16 protein-coding genes are annotated in these 16876 nt (G+C 65.2%); 11 read left to right on the top strand and 5 right to left on the bottom strand.

The genetic code is table 11. The features are described from left to right. The first annotated feature begins 3 nt into the window (after window positions 1-3). Window positions 4-918 (top strand): 3-keto-5-aminohexanoate cleavage protein, encoded by a 915-nt coding sequence (locus DVB37_RS24805; RefSeq protein ID WP_104141810.1) that lies wholly within the window; start codon window positions 4-6, stop codon window positions 916-918. Between the two features lie 50 nt (window positions 919-968). On the opposite strand, the gene DVB37_RS24800 is transcribed toward DVB37_RS24805, so the two are convergent. Then, window positions 969-2237 carry an NAD(P)/FAD-dependent oxidoreductase gene (locus tag DVB37_RS24800; RefSeq protein ID WP_120157049.1) on the bottom strand — a complete coding sequence of 423 codons (1269 nt, stop codon included), beginning with the start codon at window positions 2235-2237 and terminating at the stop codon, window positions 969-971. A 257-nt stretch (window positions 2238-2494) separates the two neighbouring features. Between DVB37_RS24800 and DVB37_RS24795 the strand changes: the two genes are divergently transcribed. Genes DVB37_RS24795 through DVB37_RS24775 form a run of 5 tightly spaced genes read left to right on the top strand, consistent with a single transcriptional unit; the run spans window position 2495 to window position 6733 of the window. Continuing rightward, window positions 2495-3598 (top strand): ABC transporter ATP-binding protein, encoded by a 1104-nt coding sequence (locus DVB37_RS24795; RefSeq protein WP_223264682.1) that lies wholly within the window; start codon window positions 2495-2497, stop codon window positions 3596-3598. Window positions 3599-3606: 8 nt separating this feature from the next. Continuing rightward, window positions 3607-4605 carry an NAD(P)H-quinone oxidoreductase gene (locus DVB37_RS24790; RefSeq protein ID WP_240433994.1) on the top strand — a complete coding sequence of 333 codons (999 nt, stop codon included), beginning with the start codon at window positions 3607-3609 and terminating at the stop codon, window positions 4603-4605. A gap of 51 nt (window positions 4606-4656) precedes the next feature. Then, complete coding sequence (locus DVB37_RS24785; RefSeq protein ID WP_120157048.1) at window positions 4657-5277, top strand: glutathione S-transferase; 621 nt, start codon at window positions 4657-4659, stop codon at window positions 5275-5277. Window positions 5278-5289: 12 nt separating this feature from the next. Continuing rightward, window positions 5290-5763: a type II 3-dehydroquinate dehydratase gene (locus DVB37_RS24780; protein WP_120157047.1), complete on the top strand. Its 474-nt coding sequence runs from the start codon at window positions 5290-5292 to the stop codon at window positions 5761-5763. Window positions 5764-5776: 13 nt separating this feature from the next. Next, on the top strand, window positions 5777-6733 hold the full coding sequence (locus DVB37_RS24775) for a glyoxylate/hydroxypyruvate reductase A (RefSeq protein WP_120157046.1): 957 nt from the start codon (window positions 5777-5779) through the stop codon (window positions 6731-6733). A gap of 4 nt (window positions 6734-6737) precedes the next feature. Here the strand turns inward: DVB37_RS24775 and DVB37_RS24770 are convergent, their stop codons facing one another. The 3 genes from DVB37_RS24770 to DVB37_RS24760 form a co-directional block, all read right to left on the bottom strand. Then, window positions 6738-7559 carry an ABC transporter permease gene (locus tag DVB37_RS24770; protein ID WP_046806665.1) on the bottom strand — a complete coding sequence of 274 codons (822 nt, stop codon included), beginning with the start codon at window positions 7557-7559 and terminating at the stop codon, window positions 6738-6740. A gap of 1 nt (window position 7560) precedes the next feature. Next, window positions 7561-8415, bottom strand: a complete 855-nt coding sequence (locus tag DVB37_RS24765; RefSeq protein ID WP_046806664.1) for an ABC transporter permease — start codon at window positions 8413-8415, stop codon at window positions 7561-7563. 97 nt (window positions 8416-8512) lie between these two features. Next, complete coding sequence (locus tag DVB37_RS24760; RefSeq protein WP_046806663.1) at window positions 8513-9538, bottom strand: PotD/PotF family extracellular solute-binding protein; 1026 nt, start codon at window positions 9536-9538, stop codon at window positions 8513-8515. Between the two features lie 223 nt (window positions 9539-9761). Between DVB37_RS24760 and DVB37_RS24755 the strand changes: the two genes are divergently transcribed. From DVB37_RS24755 to DVB37_RS24735, 5 genes are all read left to right on the top strand, one after another. Continuing rightward, window positions 9762-10175: a RidA family protein gene (locus DVB37_RS24755; protein ID WP_120157045.1), complete on the top strand. Its 414-nt coding sequence runs from the start codon at window positions 9762-9764 to the stop codon at window positions 10173-10175. A gap of 118 nt (window positions 10176-10293) precedes the next feature. Beyond that, on the top strand, window positions 10294-10965 hold the full coding sequence (locus DVB37_RS24750) for a DUF1028 domain-containing protein (RefSeq protein WP_046806662.1): 672 nt from the start codon (window positions 10294-10296) through the stop codon (window positions 10963-10965). Window positions 10966-11072: 107 nt separating this feature from the next. Then, window positions 11073-12050 carry a LysR substrate-binding domain-containing protein gene (locus tag DVB37_RS24745; protein WP_104141821.1) on the top strand — a complete coding sequence of 326 codons (978 nt, stop codon included), beginning with the start codon at window positions 11073-11075 and terminating at the stop codon, window positions 12048-12050. A gap of 131 nt (window positions 12051-12181) precedes the next feature. Continuing rightward, window positions 12182-14173: a phosphatase PAP2 family protein gene (locus DVB37_RS24740; RefSeq protein ID WP_120157044.1), complete on the top strand. Its 1992-nt coding sequence runs from the start codon at window positions 12182-12184 to the stop codon at window positions 14171-14173. Between the two features lie 174 nt (window positions 14174-14347). Beyond that, entirely contained in the window at window positions 14348-15916 is a 1569-nt protein-coding gene (locus tag DVB37_RS24735; RefSeq protein WP_120157043.1) for an argininosuccinate lyase, read from the top strand. 5 nt (window positions 15917-15921) lie between these two features. On the opposite strand, the gene DVB37_RS24730 is transcribed toward DVB37_RS24735, so the two are convergent. After that, window positions 15922-16824 carry a LysR family transcriptional regulator gene (locus DVB37_RS24730; protein WP_120157042.1) on the bottom strand — a complete coding sequence of 301 codons (903 nt, stop codon included), beginning with the start codon at window positions 16822-16824 and terminating at the stop codon, window positions 15922-15924. Between the last annotated feature and the right edge of the window lie 52 nt (window positions 16825-16876).

Genomic DNA, 16876 nt, shown 5'->3' with positions numbered 1-16876 from the left:
GCCATGGCCAAACGCAAAGTCATCGTAACCATCGCCCCAACCGGGGGCATGGCATTCAAGACCCAGAACCCGCATCTGCCCACGCAGCCGGCAGAGATCGCCGAGGACGTCTACCGCTGCTACAACGCGGGCGCCAGCGTGGTGGCGCTGCATGCGCGCCGGCCCGACGACCAGGCGACGTGCGATGCGGCGATCTATCGCGACATGAACCAGCGCATCCGCGAACGCTGCGACATCGTGCTGAACAACTCCACCGGCGGCGGCGTGCATGGCGACATGGTCAAGGAAACGTCGCCGGGCACCTGGGAAATCCTGTGGGAAGAACGCCTGAAAGGCATGGATGCCGGCGCCGAAATGTGCACGCTGGACGCCACCACGCTGAACCTGGCGTTTGGCGATCGCGAATATCTGATGAACACGCCGCTGACCAAGGCGCGCGAACTGGCGGCCGGCATGAAGGCGCGCGGCATCAAGCCCGAATGGGAGGTCTTCAGCCCCACGCACATCCTGCAAGACGCCACCACGTTGATCGATGAAGGCCTGGACGAAGGGCCGCATTTCATCAACCTGGTCATGAACGTGCACCGCAATTTTCAGAATGCGATGCCGTTCTCGCCGCGCCATTTACAGATGATGGTGGACCTGCTGCCCAAGAACAGCATCTTTTGCGTCAGCGGCATCGGCCCGTCGCAACTGGAAGCCAACATCAGCGCCTTGCTGCTGGGCGGCCATGCACGCGTGGGCCTGGAAGACAACCTGTACTACCGCCACGGCGAGCTGGCCACCAACGTGCAACTGACCGAGCGCATCGTGCGCATCATCCGCGAAATGGACATGGAACCCGCCACGCCCGCCGAAGCGCGCGAGATCCTGGGGCTGCCCCTGCAAAGCGGTATCCGGCCCGAGTTTTCGGTGTGATCGGATCTGTGGTCGCAAGATCACAGGACCCATGCCCGGGCCAAACGGATTCACCGCCCGGGCATGCCCCCGTTTTTCTCATACGCCAGATAATCCAGGTGTATTCCGATATGGTCCGCGATGTACTTCGCGTCGTGCCACACGCCCCAGATGAACGATGAAGACCGGTTTGACTGGTTTGGCAGGCCCAGAAAGTAGATGCCTTTTTCACCGGTGATGCCGCGCTTGTGCACGGGATAGCCGTTGTCGTCGAAGACGTCCACTTCCATCCAGCGGTAGTCCACCTTGAAGCCGGTTGCCCAGACGATGCTCTTGATGCCGGCCTCGGCCAGATTCAGGCTAAGGATGGGGCTTGTCAGGCAGTCGGGGTCGTCCAGCAGCTGCCAGGCCTCGGGTTCAGGCGGCAGGTCCAGTCCGTTCTGTTCGATGTAGGCGTCGGCCTCGCGCAGCACTTCAAAGTAGTCCGCGTCGCCTTGCGCCACGTTTTCGGCCAAGCCCTCCTGGAACGCCATCACGCCGTTCTCAAAGCGCTGCGTGATGCCGACCAACTGAATGCCCGCGTGCGCCAGCCGCCGAAAGTCGATGGTCTTGCCGTTGTCGTAGCCGCTGACCGCAAAGGCGACGTGCTCGCGCTTGGGCTTTTTCTTGACCTCGTCCCACATGCCCAGCGCGCCCAGCCACCAGCAGTAATCGCGTTCGCGATACGAGCGGGGCGGGCGGTAGTGTTCGCCCACGGACAGGTACACCGTGCGCCCGGCGCGTCGCAGTTCTTCGGCAATCTGCGAACCGGAAGCGCCCGCGCCCACCACCAGCACCGCGCCGTCCACCAACTGGCCCGGGTTTTTGTAGGCGGACGAATGCACTTGCTGAATGCCGGCATCCTCGGGAACGATGGCCGGGTAGCTGGGGATCTGGAACGCGCCGGTGGCGGTGACGACGTGCAACGCTTCGAACACCCCGTCCGACGTGGTGACGGTAAAGCCCGGGCGCTTCTGGTTGCGCGTCACGCGCAGCACCTCGACGCCGGTGCGCACGGGGGCGTGGATCATTCGGGCATAGTCCTCGAAGTATTGCGCCATGCGTTCCTTCGGTGGAAACACATCCGCGCCGATATCGTCGAACTTCAGGCTGGGAAAGCGGTCGTGCCAGGCGGGGCCATTGGCGACCAGCGAGTCCCAGCGTTCAGAACGCCAACGCTCGGCGATGCGTTTGCGTTCCAGCACGATGTGGTCAATGCCCATCGCGCCCAGGTGCTCACTCATCGCGATGCCGGCCTGGCCCGCGCCGATCACCAAGGTATTGGTTTTTTCCACTGACATTGCGTTTCCTAAGTAGGTTCAAGACCACGTTCATGCTTCGATGCGGCGCAGTGTGAGCCAGATACCAGGGCTTGATAACTTGGTTTTTTGGACGCTGGGCTTAGGAAAAAGCAAATCACTCGGCCGGGGCCGGTCCGGCGCCTCGTTTCGTTTTTTCCGATGGACCGCATCAATATCCACAAACGGCCGGCGCAACCCCTTCGGCGTATTCTGCAAAGCATCGCGCAACACACAGAGCCGCCATGCAGAACAGCCCCATGCCCCCGAAATCGTCCAGCGCGGTAAGCCTGGAAGGAGTGGTCAAGAAATACCGCCAGCAAACGGTGTTGCAGGAGCTGTCGCTGAAAATCCGGCGGGGAGAATTCCTGACGCTGCTGGGTCCGTCCGGTTGCGGCAAGACCACCTTGCTGAACCTGATCGCCGGTTTTGCGCAAGCGGACAACGGCGAGATCTTCATCGAAGACCAGCTGGTGACGGACACGCCTCCGTATCAGCGGCAGATCGGCATGGTGTTCCAGAACTACGCGCTGTTTCCGCACATGACGGTGGCGCGCAACATCGGCTACGGCCTGCGCATGCGCCGCATGCCGGCCGACCAGATCGCCCAGCGTGTGCAGGAGGCGATGGCGCTGGTCAAGCTTGACGGCCTGGGCGAACGCCGCCCGCGCGAATTGTCCGGCGGTCAACAGCAACGCGTGGCCTTGGCCCGCGCCTTGGTGATTCGCCCCAAGGTGTTGTTGCTGGACGAGCCGTTCTCGGCGCTGGACAAGGGGCTGCGCGGCGCCATGCAGGTCGAGATCCGGGAGATCCAGCGCAAGCTGGGCGTGACGACGGTGTTTGTCACCCATGACCAGGGCGAGGCGCTGGCCATGTCGGATCGCATCGCGGTGATGTCCAGCGGCGTCATCCGCCAGATCGCCACGCCTGACGAGCTTTACCGCAATCCGCAGGACCCGTTCGTGGCCTCGTTCCTGGGCGATGTGAATATTCTGCCCGCGCACTATCACGGCTCGGACCCCGACGGCCTCCTGCTGCGCCTGGGCGCGGGCTTGATCCGCGTGGCGCGAGACCGGCTGGTGGGCGGTTCGCACGAAGGCCGGCGGCTGGACATTTACGTGCGGCCCGAACAGATCCGGCTGGAAAACCTGCATAGTGAATCAGTCTTGAGCGGCACGGTCGTGAACCATGTGTTCCAGGGCGATCACATCGATTCCTACATCGACGTGGACATCCCGGTGGCCGGGCATCAGCGCGTCATGGTGCGCAGCGCGGGGCTGGACGCCTTGCGGCAATGGCCCGTGGGTGCGGTGACCGGGCTGGCGCTGCCCGGCCAGGGCATCAGCGTCTTCAACGTGTCGTAACGCCGGCCATGACCGCTATCCCCACCACCATGCAGGCCATCGTCGCCCGCGAGCCCGGCGATGCCGGCGTGCTGACGCTGGCAACCCGGCCGGTGCCGACCCCCGGCCCGGGCGAAGTGCTGTTGCGCGTGCGCGCGGCGGGCGTGAACCGGCCCGACATCATGCAGCGGCAAGGGCTGGCCAAACCCGCCGACGGCGTCACCGATGTGCTGGGCCTGGAGGCGTGCGGCGACGTGGCCGCGACAGGGCCGGGTGTGCCGACGGCGCTGCTGGGGCAACGGTTGATGAGCCTGTTGCCCGGCGGCGGCTACGCGCCCTGGTGCCTAGCGCGAGTCGACCATTCGCTGGCCGTGCCGGACGGCCTGGACGACGACGCGGCGGCCGCCTTGCCCGAAGGCCTGTACACCGTGTGGCACAACCTGTTTGAGCTGGGACGCCTTTGCATGGGCCAGACGGTGCTGGTGCACGGCGCGGCCGGCGGCATCGGCACGCTGGCCGTCCGCATGGCGTATGCGGCGGGCGCCACCGTCATCGCCACGGCGGGCCGCGTGGATCGTTTGCCGGCGCTGCGCGAGATGGGCGCGGCACGGGCGGTCTGCTATCGCGATACGGATTTCGTGCAGGCCTGTCTGGACGCCACGCAGGGGCGCGGTGTGGACGTAGTGTTGGATATGGTGGGAGGCGACTACGTGCAACGCAACCTTCAGGCGCTGGCGTTTGGCGGTCGCCACGTCAGCCTGTCCTTCCTGCAAGGGTCGGTGGTGACGCTGGACCTGCTGACCCTGATGCAAAAACAACTGAGCCTGCACTCGTCGACGCTGCGGCCGCAAAGCGCGGCCGAGAAAACGCGAATGGGGCAGGCCATCGCGCGCCATGTGCTGCCGCTGCTGGCGGACCGGCGCATCACGCCGCGCGTCCATGCAAGCCTGCCGCTGTCCCAGGCGGCGCACGCGCACCGCATGCTGGAGGCGGGCGACGTGTTCGGCAAGGTCGTGCTGCGTCCTTGATTCCCTGGATCCCTGGTTCCTGTCGCACGCGCGACAAAGGCATGGTCTTCTATGTTCAAGCTGCTTTACGCGCCCACGTCGCCCTACGTCCGCAAAGTGATGGTCTGCGCCCACCTGGCGGGCGTGGCGGACCAGATCCAGTGGCTGGACAGCGCGGCAAACCCCATCCGACGCGACGATCGCATCGCGGCCCACAACCCCTTGGCCAAGGTGCCGACGCTGATCCTGGCCGATGGCCATGCGCTTTACGACAGCCGCGTCATCTGCGAATACCTGGCCCACCTGGCGCCCCAGGCCGGTCTGTTTCCCGACATCGGGCCGCGCCGCTGGCTTGCCCTGGCGCAACAGGCGCTGGGCGATGGCCTCTTGGACGCGGCCTTGCTGGCACGCTACGAGCGCACGGCGCGGCCGTCCGAATATCAATACGCCGCCTGGCGCGACGCGCAACTGGTGAAGGTAGCTGCCTGCCTGGATCAGATCGAGCAACAGGCGCCCGCGCTGGCAACCCAGGCGCCCACCATCGGCGAGGTGACGTTGGGCTGCGCGCTGGGTTACCTGGATTTTCGCTTTCCTGAAATCGATTGGCGCGCCCGCCATCCCGGCGCCGCGCAATGGGAAGCCGCGTTTCGTACGTTGCCCGCCATGCAGGCAACCCTTCCCCATGAAGCCTAAAACCGTACCGCCATGACCGAACCCACCGCCGCTATGCCAACCGCCGCCACCGTCTGGTTTCTGAACGGGCCGAACGCCAATCTGTACGGGCTGGACGCCAACAAGACCTACGGCACCGAGAGCTTTCCCGTGTTGCGCGAGCGTTGCGAGCGCAAGGCGGCCAGCCTGGGCCTGACGCTGAATTTCGTGCAATCGAACCATGAAGGCCAGCTGATCGATTGGATCCAAGAAGCGCGCGGCGACGCCCAGGGCATCATCATCAACGCCGCCGGGCTGACGTATTCGTCAATCCCTATCCTGGATGCGCTGCTGTCGTTTCCCGGCCGCATTATTGAAGTCCACATGAGCAACATCTGGCGGCGCGAAGCGTTTCGCCATCATTCCTATATTTCCAAGGCGGCCGACGGCGTCATCGCGGGGCTGGGCGGCGAGGGCTACGAGCTGGCCATCGACGCCATGGCGCGCCTGATCGCGCGCACCGCTTGATAAGGCCATTTCCATGAACGCCAGCAATACGACGCCCTCGGGCGCGATGGTTTTCTACAGCCAGTTCGATGACTTCTCGGCCTGGAAACAGGCACTGCAAGCGCGCATGCCGCATTTGCGCGTGCTGCACGCCGACGACATCGACGACCCGGCCGACATCCATTACGCGCTGGCCTGGAAGCCGCCCGCGGGCTTCTTCGACCGCATGCCCAACCTGCGCCTGATCGTCAACCTGGGCGCGGGCGTGGATTCGCTGGTGGGCCGCACCGATCTGCCCGCCGGCGTTCCCATCACACGCATCACCGATCCGCGGATGGCGCGCATGATGGCAGGCTACGTGCTGTTCGCCACGCTGCGCCACGCGCGCGACATTCCGTGGTTTGAACAAGCTCAGCGCCGTGGCGAATGGGCGTATCGGCATCCCCGTTCGCCCGAGGACACGCGCGTGGCGGTGCTGGGCCTGGGCGAGCTCGGCGCCTGCGCCGCGCACGAACTGCAACGCCAGGGGCTTACCGTGCTGGGTTGGTCGCGCAGCCCGCGCCAGATAGCCGGCGTGCAATGCCATGCGGGCATGGAGACGCTGGACGCGGTCATTTCGCAGGCGGACATCCTGGTCGTCATGCTGCCGCTGACGCCGCAAACGCGAGGCCTGCTGAACCGAGCGCGGCTGGAAAAGCTGCCGCGTGGCGCCGCGTTGATCAACGTAGCGCGCGGCGCCCTGGTGGACCAGGCAGCCATGACGGCGCTGCTGCAAAGCGGCCATATCGGCGCGGCAACGCTGGACGTCTTCGAACGCGAACCCTTGCCCGGTGACGACCCGCTGTGGCGCATGGACAATGTGCTGATAACCCCGCATCTGGCGTCGGTTGCCATCCCGGCATCGGCGGCGGCGCAGATCGCCGAGAACATCGCCCGTGTGTCGCATGGCGATGCCCCGGCAAATCAGATCGACCCGGCGCGCGGGTATTGAACGCCTAGTCGGTGTCTTCGATATTCAGGATCTTGCCCAGGCCCAGAAAGGCATTGGCCACGGCCAGCAGGGTCGCCGTCACCACGATGTAGACCACCGATAACGCCGCCAGGGTCGGGTCGGCAAATTCGCGCACGTAGTTGTACATCGACACCGGCAGCGTCTGCGTCAACTGTGTCGTGACGAACAGCGACGCGGTGAACTCTCCAAACGACATGATGGCTGCGAACAGCCAGCCGCCGAACAGGCCTGGCGCCAGCAAGGGCACCGTCACCGTGAACATCACCTTCAAGGGCGACGCGCCCAGGCTGGCCGCCGCCTGCTCCAGACGTTCGTCGATGTTCTCCATGGAAACGTAGACGCTGCGCATCACGAACGGCAGCACCAGCATCACGTGGCACAGAATCACCAAGCCGTAGCCACGGTCCATATCAAATTGCGCCACCAGGATCAGCAGCCCCAGCCCCAAGGTGAAATGCGGAATCACCAGCGGCGACAGCAACACCGCTTGCAGCATGTCCTTGCCCGGAAACCCCATGCGCTTGACCGCGATAGCCAGCGCGGTGCCGATGAACAGCGCCAGCAACGAGGCCCAGAACATCACGATCAGGCTGGCACGGAAACCCTGCTGGAAGTCTGGATAGGTGAACACGCGTTCGAACCAGCGCAGCGACCAGGTTTCAGGGGGAAACGTCAGCAGCGCCTTGTCATTGAAGGACGCCACCGTGACCACCACCACGGGCAGCAACACAAACGCCAGGATCAGCGTAACGAGCAACGGGGCGCCGATGCGCAGCGGCAAGGGCAGGGAATGTTTGATGGCCATGCTAGTGCGCTCCCATTGCGTTGAGCCGCTTGGTTGCCCGGCCGAGCAGCATCAGCGACACAACCGTCAAGGTCAGGCCGGCAACGCTCAGGCTCGCGGCCAGGGGGAAATTCATCGACGAAAAGCCCAGCTGGTAAACCAGTGTCGATACCGTGGGCACGCGACCGCCGCCGATCATCTGCGGCGTGGCGAACGCGCTGAACGTCCACGCGAACGACGTGGTGATGCTGGCGATGATGCCCGGCATGGACAGCGGCAACGTCACCGTGACGAACGTGCGCACGGGGCCGGCGCCCAGGCTTTGCGCGGCCTTTTCAAAATCGCGATTGATGTGCGAAATGGCGGTGGCCAGCATCAGCACCACGACCGGTATCGTCACGTGCACCAGCGCGATCAGCACACCCAGGTGCGTGAACATCAGGTTCAGCGGCAGGTCGATCAGCCCGATCTTGCGCAGCACCGTATTGATGAACCCGTTATTGCCCAGCACGATGATCCACGAATACGTGCGCACGATTTCACCCAGGAACAGCGGCGTGATCGACACGATCAGGATGAACGACTTCAGCACCCGCTGACGCACCCGCACCATTGCGTAGGCCAGCGGGTACGCCACCAGCAAAGAGCAGATCGTGGTTTCGATACTAAGCAGCAGCGTGTTGGCGAAGGCGGACAGGTAGACCGACTTGCCCAGGCCGGTGAAGTTTTCCAGCGTCAGCCCGCCCACGTCCAACGAGCCGGGAATGAAGGCGCGCACGCTGAATTGCAGCACCGCCGCCATCGACACACAGATGCAAACCGCCACAAGGCCGGCGGGCGAGATCAACCAGCCTCGCAAACTGGAACGCGTATTCATAGGTCGTGGTCACTTCCAAGTGCGGGGATGCGGTGTGGAAATGCCCGTGTCCCGCCACAGGCGTGGCCGGTACACGGGCGGCGCGACGGCGCGCGTTTCAGTTCATGATGTTCTCGGTGAACCACTTGCGCCATTGCGCCGTCTTTTCGGCGCGCAGCTTGTCGTCGATGACGATGGCCTGCTTGTCCCACTGTTCCTTGGTGGTGAAGACGCCGGGCAGCGCCGCGTCCTCGGCCGATACCTTGGCGTTGGTGACGACCGGGCTGGCCTTCTTGTAGGCCACGATCTTGGACTGCACCTCGGGCGACAGCGCGATGTTCATGAACTTGTAGGCCAGGTCCGCCTTGGCGCTGCCCTTCATGATGCCCATGGTGTCGATGCCCAGCACCGCGCCTTCCTTGGGCATGACGACCTTGATGGGAACGCCCTGGCCGATCATGTAGTAAGCATTCATTGACAGCAGGATCTGCACGGGCGTTTCACCGGTGGCGATCAGCTGCTGGCTGTTGGCGTCGTTGGTGTAGAACGCCTTGAAGTTGGGCTTCAGCGCGCGCAGCTTGTCCTGGCCTTTTTCCCAGGTCTTGGCGTCACCGCCGGACAGCATGGCCGACACGTCGATGATGTGGCTGGGGTCGAAATCCGGCGCCGACAGCTTGCCCTTTAGCGCGGGGTTCCACAGGTCGTTCCAGCTGTCGAACTTGATGTCCTTGGGGGTCAGGTCAGGCCGATAGCCGATCGTGTACACGTAGGCCCAGCTGCCCACGTGAAAGGGGCTGACCTTGGCGCGGTCCACCAGGTTGGCGTAGTTGGGCAGCTTGGCGGTGTCCAGCTTTTCGAACAGGCCGCTGTCCACGTACAGCCAGCCGATGTGCGACGTGGTGAACGTGACGTCGCTTTCGGGCGTCTTGGTCAGCTTGGCCTTGTTCAAGCGGTCGATCGTGCCGCCGGTAATGTATTTGACCGGCACGCCCGTCTGGCGCGTGAATTCCTTGCCGATGTTCTCGTCGATCAGGTCGCGGAAGCTGCCGCCCCAGGTGCTGACCACCAGCGCGTCCTCGGCCACGGCCACGTTGGCGACCAGCGCGCTGGCAAGAAGCCCGGCTACCGTAAGTTTGCGAATCATTGAATTCCCCTTGTCTGTGTTGGTTCCGCCGAGCGCTTCCGACTGGAAGCCAGATGATGGAAGAGGGCATGGCAGGGGCCAAGTCGGAAATTCCGAGAGAGGGCAAAGGAAAAAACAAATAGGCGTCGGGGCGGCCCGAGTCTGACCATGGATGCCATGCAACGCGCCGCACGCTTGCGGCGCCACGTTCCCGATACCAGCCTCCTTCACCCTTCTTGCCGCCATGAAACACACGCGCATTCGCACCTTCAATACCAAGATCACGTACCCGGAGCAGAACCTGGATAACGACCTGTGCCAGGCCGTGGTGGCCCGGGGCAGCACGGTGTTCCTGCGGGGACAGATCGGTCAGAACCTGGACACCTCTGAAAGCGTGAGCATTGGCGACGCCGCCGGCCAGGCCGAGCAGGCCATGGCGAACATCGCCATGCTGCTCAAGGAAGCGGGCGGCGAGATCCAAGACATCTGCAAGATCACGATTTACCTGATCGACCCGCGCTATCGCGAGGCCGTCTACCGCGTGGTGGGACGCTGGCTGAAGGGGGTTTACCCGGTGTCCACCGGCATTGTGGTGTCGGCCTTGGCCCGGCCGGAATGGCTGGTCGAGATCGACGCCACCGCGGTTATCCCGGATTGATGGATACCGGGCAGGCAGCCGCGACGGCATCGACGCCACGGCATCGACGCCATCCCTACGCTATGACTTCCTCGACCTGACCTCATCGACCCGAACTCATCGACCCGAACTCATCGACATGACCTTTTCCATCATTGCCCGTTGCCCTGCTACCGGCCAGTTCGGCGCGGCCGTTTCCTCGTCTTCGCCGGCCGTGGCGTCGCGCTGCATTCGGGCTCGCGCGGGCGTGGGCGCCGCCGTCAGCCAGAACATCACCGACCCCGCCCTGGGGCCGCTGACCCTGGACCGGATGGCGGCGGGGCGCAGCCCGCAACAGGCGCTTGAAGATATGCAGGCGCGTCCCTTTATTGCGTATCGCCAATTGATGGCTATCGACGCCTCGCATCCGCCTGCCATCTACACCGGCGCCAGCGCCCTGGGCGTCCTGGCCAGCGCAGCGGGCGAACATGCCGCCTGCGCGGGCAATATGCTGGCCAGCACCGACGTGCCGCACGCCATGCTCGCCGCCTTCGAGCAAGCGCAGGGCGAGCTGGCCGAGCGATTGATGCAGGCCTTGCTGGCCGGCCAGGCCGCCGGCGGCGAAGCGGGGCCAGTGCATTCCGCCGGCGTTCTGGTCTATCAGGATCTGGACTGGCCCATCGTCGACTTGCGACTGGACTGGGTGGAATCCGACCCGGTGCAGGCCCTGTACGACGCCTGGAAGATCTACCAGCCCCAGGTTGCCGCTTACGTCACCCGCGCACGTGACCCGCGCGACGCGCCCAGCTTCGGCGTGCCCGGGGACCTGTGAACCGGCGGCGGCCATCCCGGCTGCCATGGCCCACCGAGGAAACTGTTGCCCGCCGCCACGGGTAGACCGGATACTGTGCAACATTCTTTGTTTGCTCAAGTTGGACCATGCTCAATCGCATTTCCTTGCGCCAGATGGAATACCTCGTGGCGACTGCCAAGCACGGCAGTATCGCGGCGGCGTCGGCCCAGATCCATATTTCACCGCCATCCATTTCGGCGGCCATCGCCCACATCGAGACCGAACTGGGCGTGCAGCTGTTCGTGCGGCATCCGTCCAAGGGCCTGGCGCTGACGCCGTTGGGCATGCAGGTCATGCAGGAATGCGAAGACCTGCTGGAACGCGCGACCAAGCTGTACGAGATTGCCTCCAATTCGAACGACATGATGCAGGGCGTGCTGCGCGTGGGCTGTTTTCAGCCGCTGGCGGCCATGATCGCGCCCGAAGTCATCTTCGGTTTTTCACGCGCGTTCGAGAAAGTCGAACTGCATATGGCAGAGGGCGACCAGCAAGAGCTCATCAACAAGCTGCATACGTTGGACGTCGACGTGGCTATCACGTATGACCTGCAACTGGGCGAAGAGATCAGCTTTGAAACGCTGGCCCATATGCCCCCGCACGTGCTGGTCAGCGAATTGCATCCCTTGGCGCAGCAAATTGCGGTCACGCTGGACGAGCTGGCGCAACTGCCCATGGTCTTGCTGGACCTGCCCATGAGCCGCGAATATTTCCTGTCGCTGTTTTCCAAGTCGGGGCTGGAACCCAATATCGTGGCGCGCTCGCGGTCTGAAGACGTGGTGCGGTCGATGGTGGCCAACGGCATCGGGTATGCGCTGTTCAACGTGCGCCCCAGGTCGACGCAATCGCTGGACGGCAAGCGCCTGGTACGCCTGCGCCTGGCCGGCGAGCACCGTCCGATGCTGCTTGGGCTGGCCACCTACAAGCCCATGAAGCCGTCGCGGCTGACGCAGGCGTTCATGCAGCGGTGCCGCGCGTATATCTCGGATCAATACATACCCGGCATGAGCGCGGCCAGTTTTTTTGATCCGTATATCTCGGGCATGGCCCCGGCAGACCCGGGCTGACGGCGCGCCGTGCAGGCAAGCCTATACCGGCGCACCGCTGCACGCGATGACAAGCGCCGCGCCGCCTGTCATCGCGCGTAAACAATAGCTACCTACCATGCGGCGTTCTGCAAACCGTTGGCTGAACGCTCATGATTCAAGCACGACCCTTGCGCAGGGGGCTTCCCGCCTATGCCCTGCGCGCCACGTCCCTGGCCGTTATCCTGGCCCTGTCCGCCTGCGGCGGCGACGACGATAACGACACCGACGCCCCGCAACAGAATGACGACGTTGCCTACGTGGTGCCGGCACCTCCTGCCGGCCTGGGTCGCGCCGATACCGCACCCGTGCCGGATGCGCCCGCGTTCGTGGATTTTGCCGCCACGAACCAGCGCGGCGATCCGCGTTACGCCACGTTGGAATCCAATGCCGGGGTGCGCGTGCTGAGCGGCTTCCTGGACATCTGGGAACCGCGCACGCGCCTGGTGGACGCGGGCGTCACCGCCGCCGGCGCCGACGGCTTCCCGGGCATCATCGCGTCGGACTGGACGGGCATACCGGGCGACGCCACCGATGGCCGCGTGAAGAACAAAGCCGTGCATGACGAGAACATCGACTTTGTGGTGCGCACCACCGCCAAGCGCACGCCCGAGCAGGCCAAGGCGGCCTACCTGGACGATCGTCGTGGCAAAAACTACAGCGTGACGGATGGCCTGGGGCCGCTGACGGCGGCATGGCGCACGGCGGCGCAGCAGACCACCAGCATCAACGACGTGGCACCCGACGCCATCACCGTCAAGTACGACGACACCGGCAACAACACAGGGGTGGGCGGCGCGGCCAACCCGGCCTTCGGCGATGTCATCGACTTTGTGAACAGCATGGGCGGCAACGCGTCCACCGAACCCAGCAAGCGCTTCTACAAGTACGCGCGCCCGTGGCGCTGGAGCGCCAACGTGCAGGTCGTGCCGGCGCTGGAACCGGCCAAGAGCACGTCCGCGCCCACCGACGGCGGCTACCCCAGCGGCCATACCGCCGAGTCCGTGCGCAATGCAATCGGCATGGCCTACCTGGTGCCGGAACGCTTCCACGAACTGCTGGCGCGCGGCCTGGAACTGGGCGAAAGCCGCATCATTGCCGGCATGCATTCGCCGCTGGACGTGATCAGCGGGCGCGTGTTGGGCCAGGCGTCCGCGCTGGGCAACATCTATGCCGCCAGCGAAGGCACGCGGTCGGTCGCTTATGCGCAGGCGCACCAGACGCTGATGGCCGCGGTGGGCGCCAGCACGCCCGAGCAGTTCCTGGCGTTCGCCCACTCTCAGGACGTCAGCCAGGACCGCTTCGCGGATCATGCGGCCAACAAGGCCGAGTACCGCCGTCGCCTGACATTCAGCTTTACGCAGATTGGCGACACCGGCAAGCCGGCCGTCGTGCCCAAGGGCGCGGAAGTCATGCTGGAGACGCGCTTGCCTTACCTGAGCGCCGAGCAACGCCGCGTGGTGCTCAAGACCACGGCCTTGCCGTCGGGCTATCCCGTCATTGACGACGCCGAGGGCTTCGGCCGGCTGAACCTGTTTGCGGCCGGCGACGGCTACGGCGCGTTCAACGGCGACGTGGACGTCACCATGACGGCCAGCCGAGGCGGCTTCCATGCGCTGGACGTGTGGCGCAACGATATCGGCGGCGCGGGCAAGCTCACCAAGAGCGGCACCGGAACGTTGGGGCTGGCGGGCGCCAATACCTACACGGGCGGCACGCAGGTGGCGGGGGGCGTTTTGCGCGCCGACGCCGCCCAGGCCTTGGGCCAAGGCGCGGTGTACGTGGGTGGCGGCGCGTTGGCCCTCAACGCCACCGAGGCCGTGCAGGTGCAAGGCCCCTACACGCAGACGTCGGCGGGCACGCTGCAAACCTGGATCGGCGACGCTGACGCCGGCCAGATCGCGGTGACGGCCGATGCGGCCTTGGCCGGGCAATTGAACGTCGACTTCCGCCCGGGCTACACGCCGCAGGCGGGTACGACGCTGACGGTGCTGCGCGCGGGCAAGGTACACGGCACGTTCGACGGCGTGACCGTCAAGGGCTTCAAGGCCACGGCGATCTACAACGCCGACAGCGTGCAGGTGCGTCTGGACCCTGCCGTCTGATGGAGCGGCGCGGGCGGCGCAATGATGCCGCCTGCGCCTGCGCCTGCCATGCCCCTGCCTGATCCATGGCAGGGGCATTTTCTTTGGGGCCGCCGCGCCTATCCGTGAAATCGCGGGTTTTCCAGCGCCGGGGTTTTCCATAAACTGACCGGCCCACCCCATAACGAGAACGCCATGAGACAGAGTCTTCCCACCCTGGGCGCCGCCCTGGTCCTTTCAGTGTGCGCGCAGGCCGCGCTGGCGCAAGCAGCCCCGGCCGCCGGTGGCGCCGCGCCTGCCACGGCGTCCGCCCCAGCCGTCGCCGCCCCGACGCCGCGCGACCCCTTCTTCTGGTTGGGAGAGATCAACAAGGCCACCACCGTCATCAACACCGATGAAGGCTTGTTGGACAAGGCCATGGCGCCGCGCCTGGCGGCAGGCGTGGCCAAGGTCATCAACGACGGCAACCAGCCGGGCGCCAAGCGTCCCGCTACCGTCATCACGTTCGAACCGCTGCTGATCAAGGCGGCCGGCGAAGACATCACCTTGCTGCACGCCGGCCGCTCCAGCCAGGACATGCACGCCACCTACCGCAGCGCCATCCTGCGTGACAAGCTGCTGGACCTGGCGGACCAGTTGAACAAGACATCGACCACGCTGGTGGAGCTGGCGGCCAAGCATGCCGGCACCGTCGTGCCGAACTACACCAATGGCGTGGCCGCGCAGCCCAACAGCTATGGGCACTACCTGCTGGGCCAGGCGGCCGGGCTGGCGCGCGATGCGCAGCGCATACGCGAGGCCTATGCCCGCATCGACCGGTCGCCGATGGGCACCACGGTGCTGAACGGCACCAGCTGGCCGCTGGACCGCAAGCGCATGGCGCAATACCTGGGCTTTGAAGCGCTGGTGGACAACGCGTACGACGCCTCGCAGATTTCGTCGATGGACCAGCCGGTGGAAGTGGCGTCGATTGTGACCAGCATCGCGCTGCGTACCGGTAATTTTGTTGAAGACGTCATGACGCAGTACGCGCAGTCGCGCCCGTGGATCCTGCTGGAAGAGGGTGGCGGCAACACCTACGTGTCCAGCGCCATGCCGCAAAAGCGCAACCCCGGTCTGCTGAACGACACGCGCAGCGATGCGTCCACCGCCATCACGCTGGCGATGGGCCCCGTGATCCAGACGCACAACATCACGCCCGGCATGAGCGACCCGAAAGACGTGAAGCAGAATTCAGCGATGGTCGATAGCGGCATTTCGGCGCTGAAGCGCTGGGACCGCGTGCTGCGCGCCATGGTCATCAGCCCCGACCGCGCGCTGGAAGAGTTGAACAGCGATTGGACGGCGTCGCAGGAATTGGCCGACGTGCTGATGCGCAAGTACAAGCTGCCGTTCCGCGACGGCCATCACTTTGCGTCCGAAGTGGTCAGCTACGCCAAGGCCAACAACATCAAGCCCTTGGACTTTCCGTATGAGCAGGCGCGCCGCATTTACGCCGACGCGATGAAGGATTCCAAATACGGCAACGAGCTGCCCATGAGCGAAGCCGAGTTCCGCGCCACGCTGGACCCCGTGGCCATTGTGAAAAACCGCGCGACCATCGGCGGCCCTCAGCCGGCGGAAATGGAACGCATGGTGAAGGCCGCGCGCGAACAGCTGGCGGCGCAAGGAAAATGGATCAAGGACCGCCGCGATCACATCAACCAGTCGCTAGCCAGCTTGGACAAGGCGTTTGACGCGCTGGCGGCCAGCGCGGGCAAGTAGGCGCGCTATCTCGCGGTGTCGTGCTGGACGGCGTCCAGCAGGCAGCTCCGCAGCCAGCGGTGAGCGGCATCCGCGTCCATGCGCGGATGCCACAGCATGGACACGGTGAAGGGTGGCATCGCGAAGGGCAGCGCGAAAGTGTGCATGCCGCTGCGCAGGCTGCCCGTGTGCCGCTCGGGTACGGTTGCGATCAGGTCTGACCCGCGCGCCAGCGCCAGCGCGGCCGAAAAGCCGCTCGCGCTGGTGGCGATGCTGCGTTCCCGCCCTGCGGTGGCCAATGCGGCGTCCACCGGCCCGCTGTCCCGGTTGCGCCGGGATATCTGAATGTGGCGCGCCTTGGCATAGCGGGCCAGTGTGATCTTGCTGGCTGCCAGCGGATGGCCCTTGCGCACCACGCCAACGAATCGATCTTGAAACAAGGCGCGTGTGCGCAGTTCGGGGCTGGCCGCGTCGCCGACCACGCCGGTTTCCAGGTCGACGTTGCCTTCGCGCAGTGGGGCGCTGTCCTTGTCGGTTTTCTGTACAAAGCGCAGCCGCACGCCGGGGGCTTCATGGGCGGTACGCGCGAGCAGGCGCGCCCCGAAATTCTCGACGAAACCGTCGCTTGCGCGCAGCGTGAAAGTGCGCGTCAGCCGCGCCAGGTCAGGCTGCGCGGCGGGACGCAGCACCGCTTCCACCTCCTGCACCAGCCCATGAACCTGACCGCGCAGTTCCAGGGCGCGCGGCGTGGGCACCAGCCCGCGTCCGGCACGCACCAGCAGCGGGTCGCCGGTGGTGTCGCGTAGCCGCGCCAGGGCGCGGCTCATGGCGGACGGGCTCAGGCGCAGGCGCCGCGCCGCGCGCGCCACGCTGCCTTCATCCAGCAGCACGTCCAGCGTGATAAGCAGATTCAGATCGGGATGGTCCATGCGGCAAACGTAGCATGCCGCCGGGTGCTGCGGGAGTTTTGACATGGCGTCT

The sequence above is a fragment of the Achromobacter sp. B7 genome (assembly GCF_003600685.1).
GTDB classification, from domain to species: domain Bacteria; phylum Pseudomonadota; class Gammaproteobacteria; order Burkholderiales; family Burkholderiaceae_B; genus Achromobacter; species Achromobacter spanius_B.
This window is presented reverse-complemented; position numbering and strand designations above follow the sequence as displayed.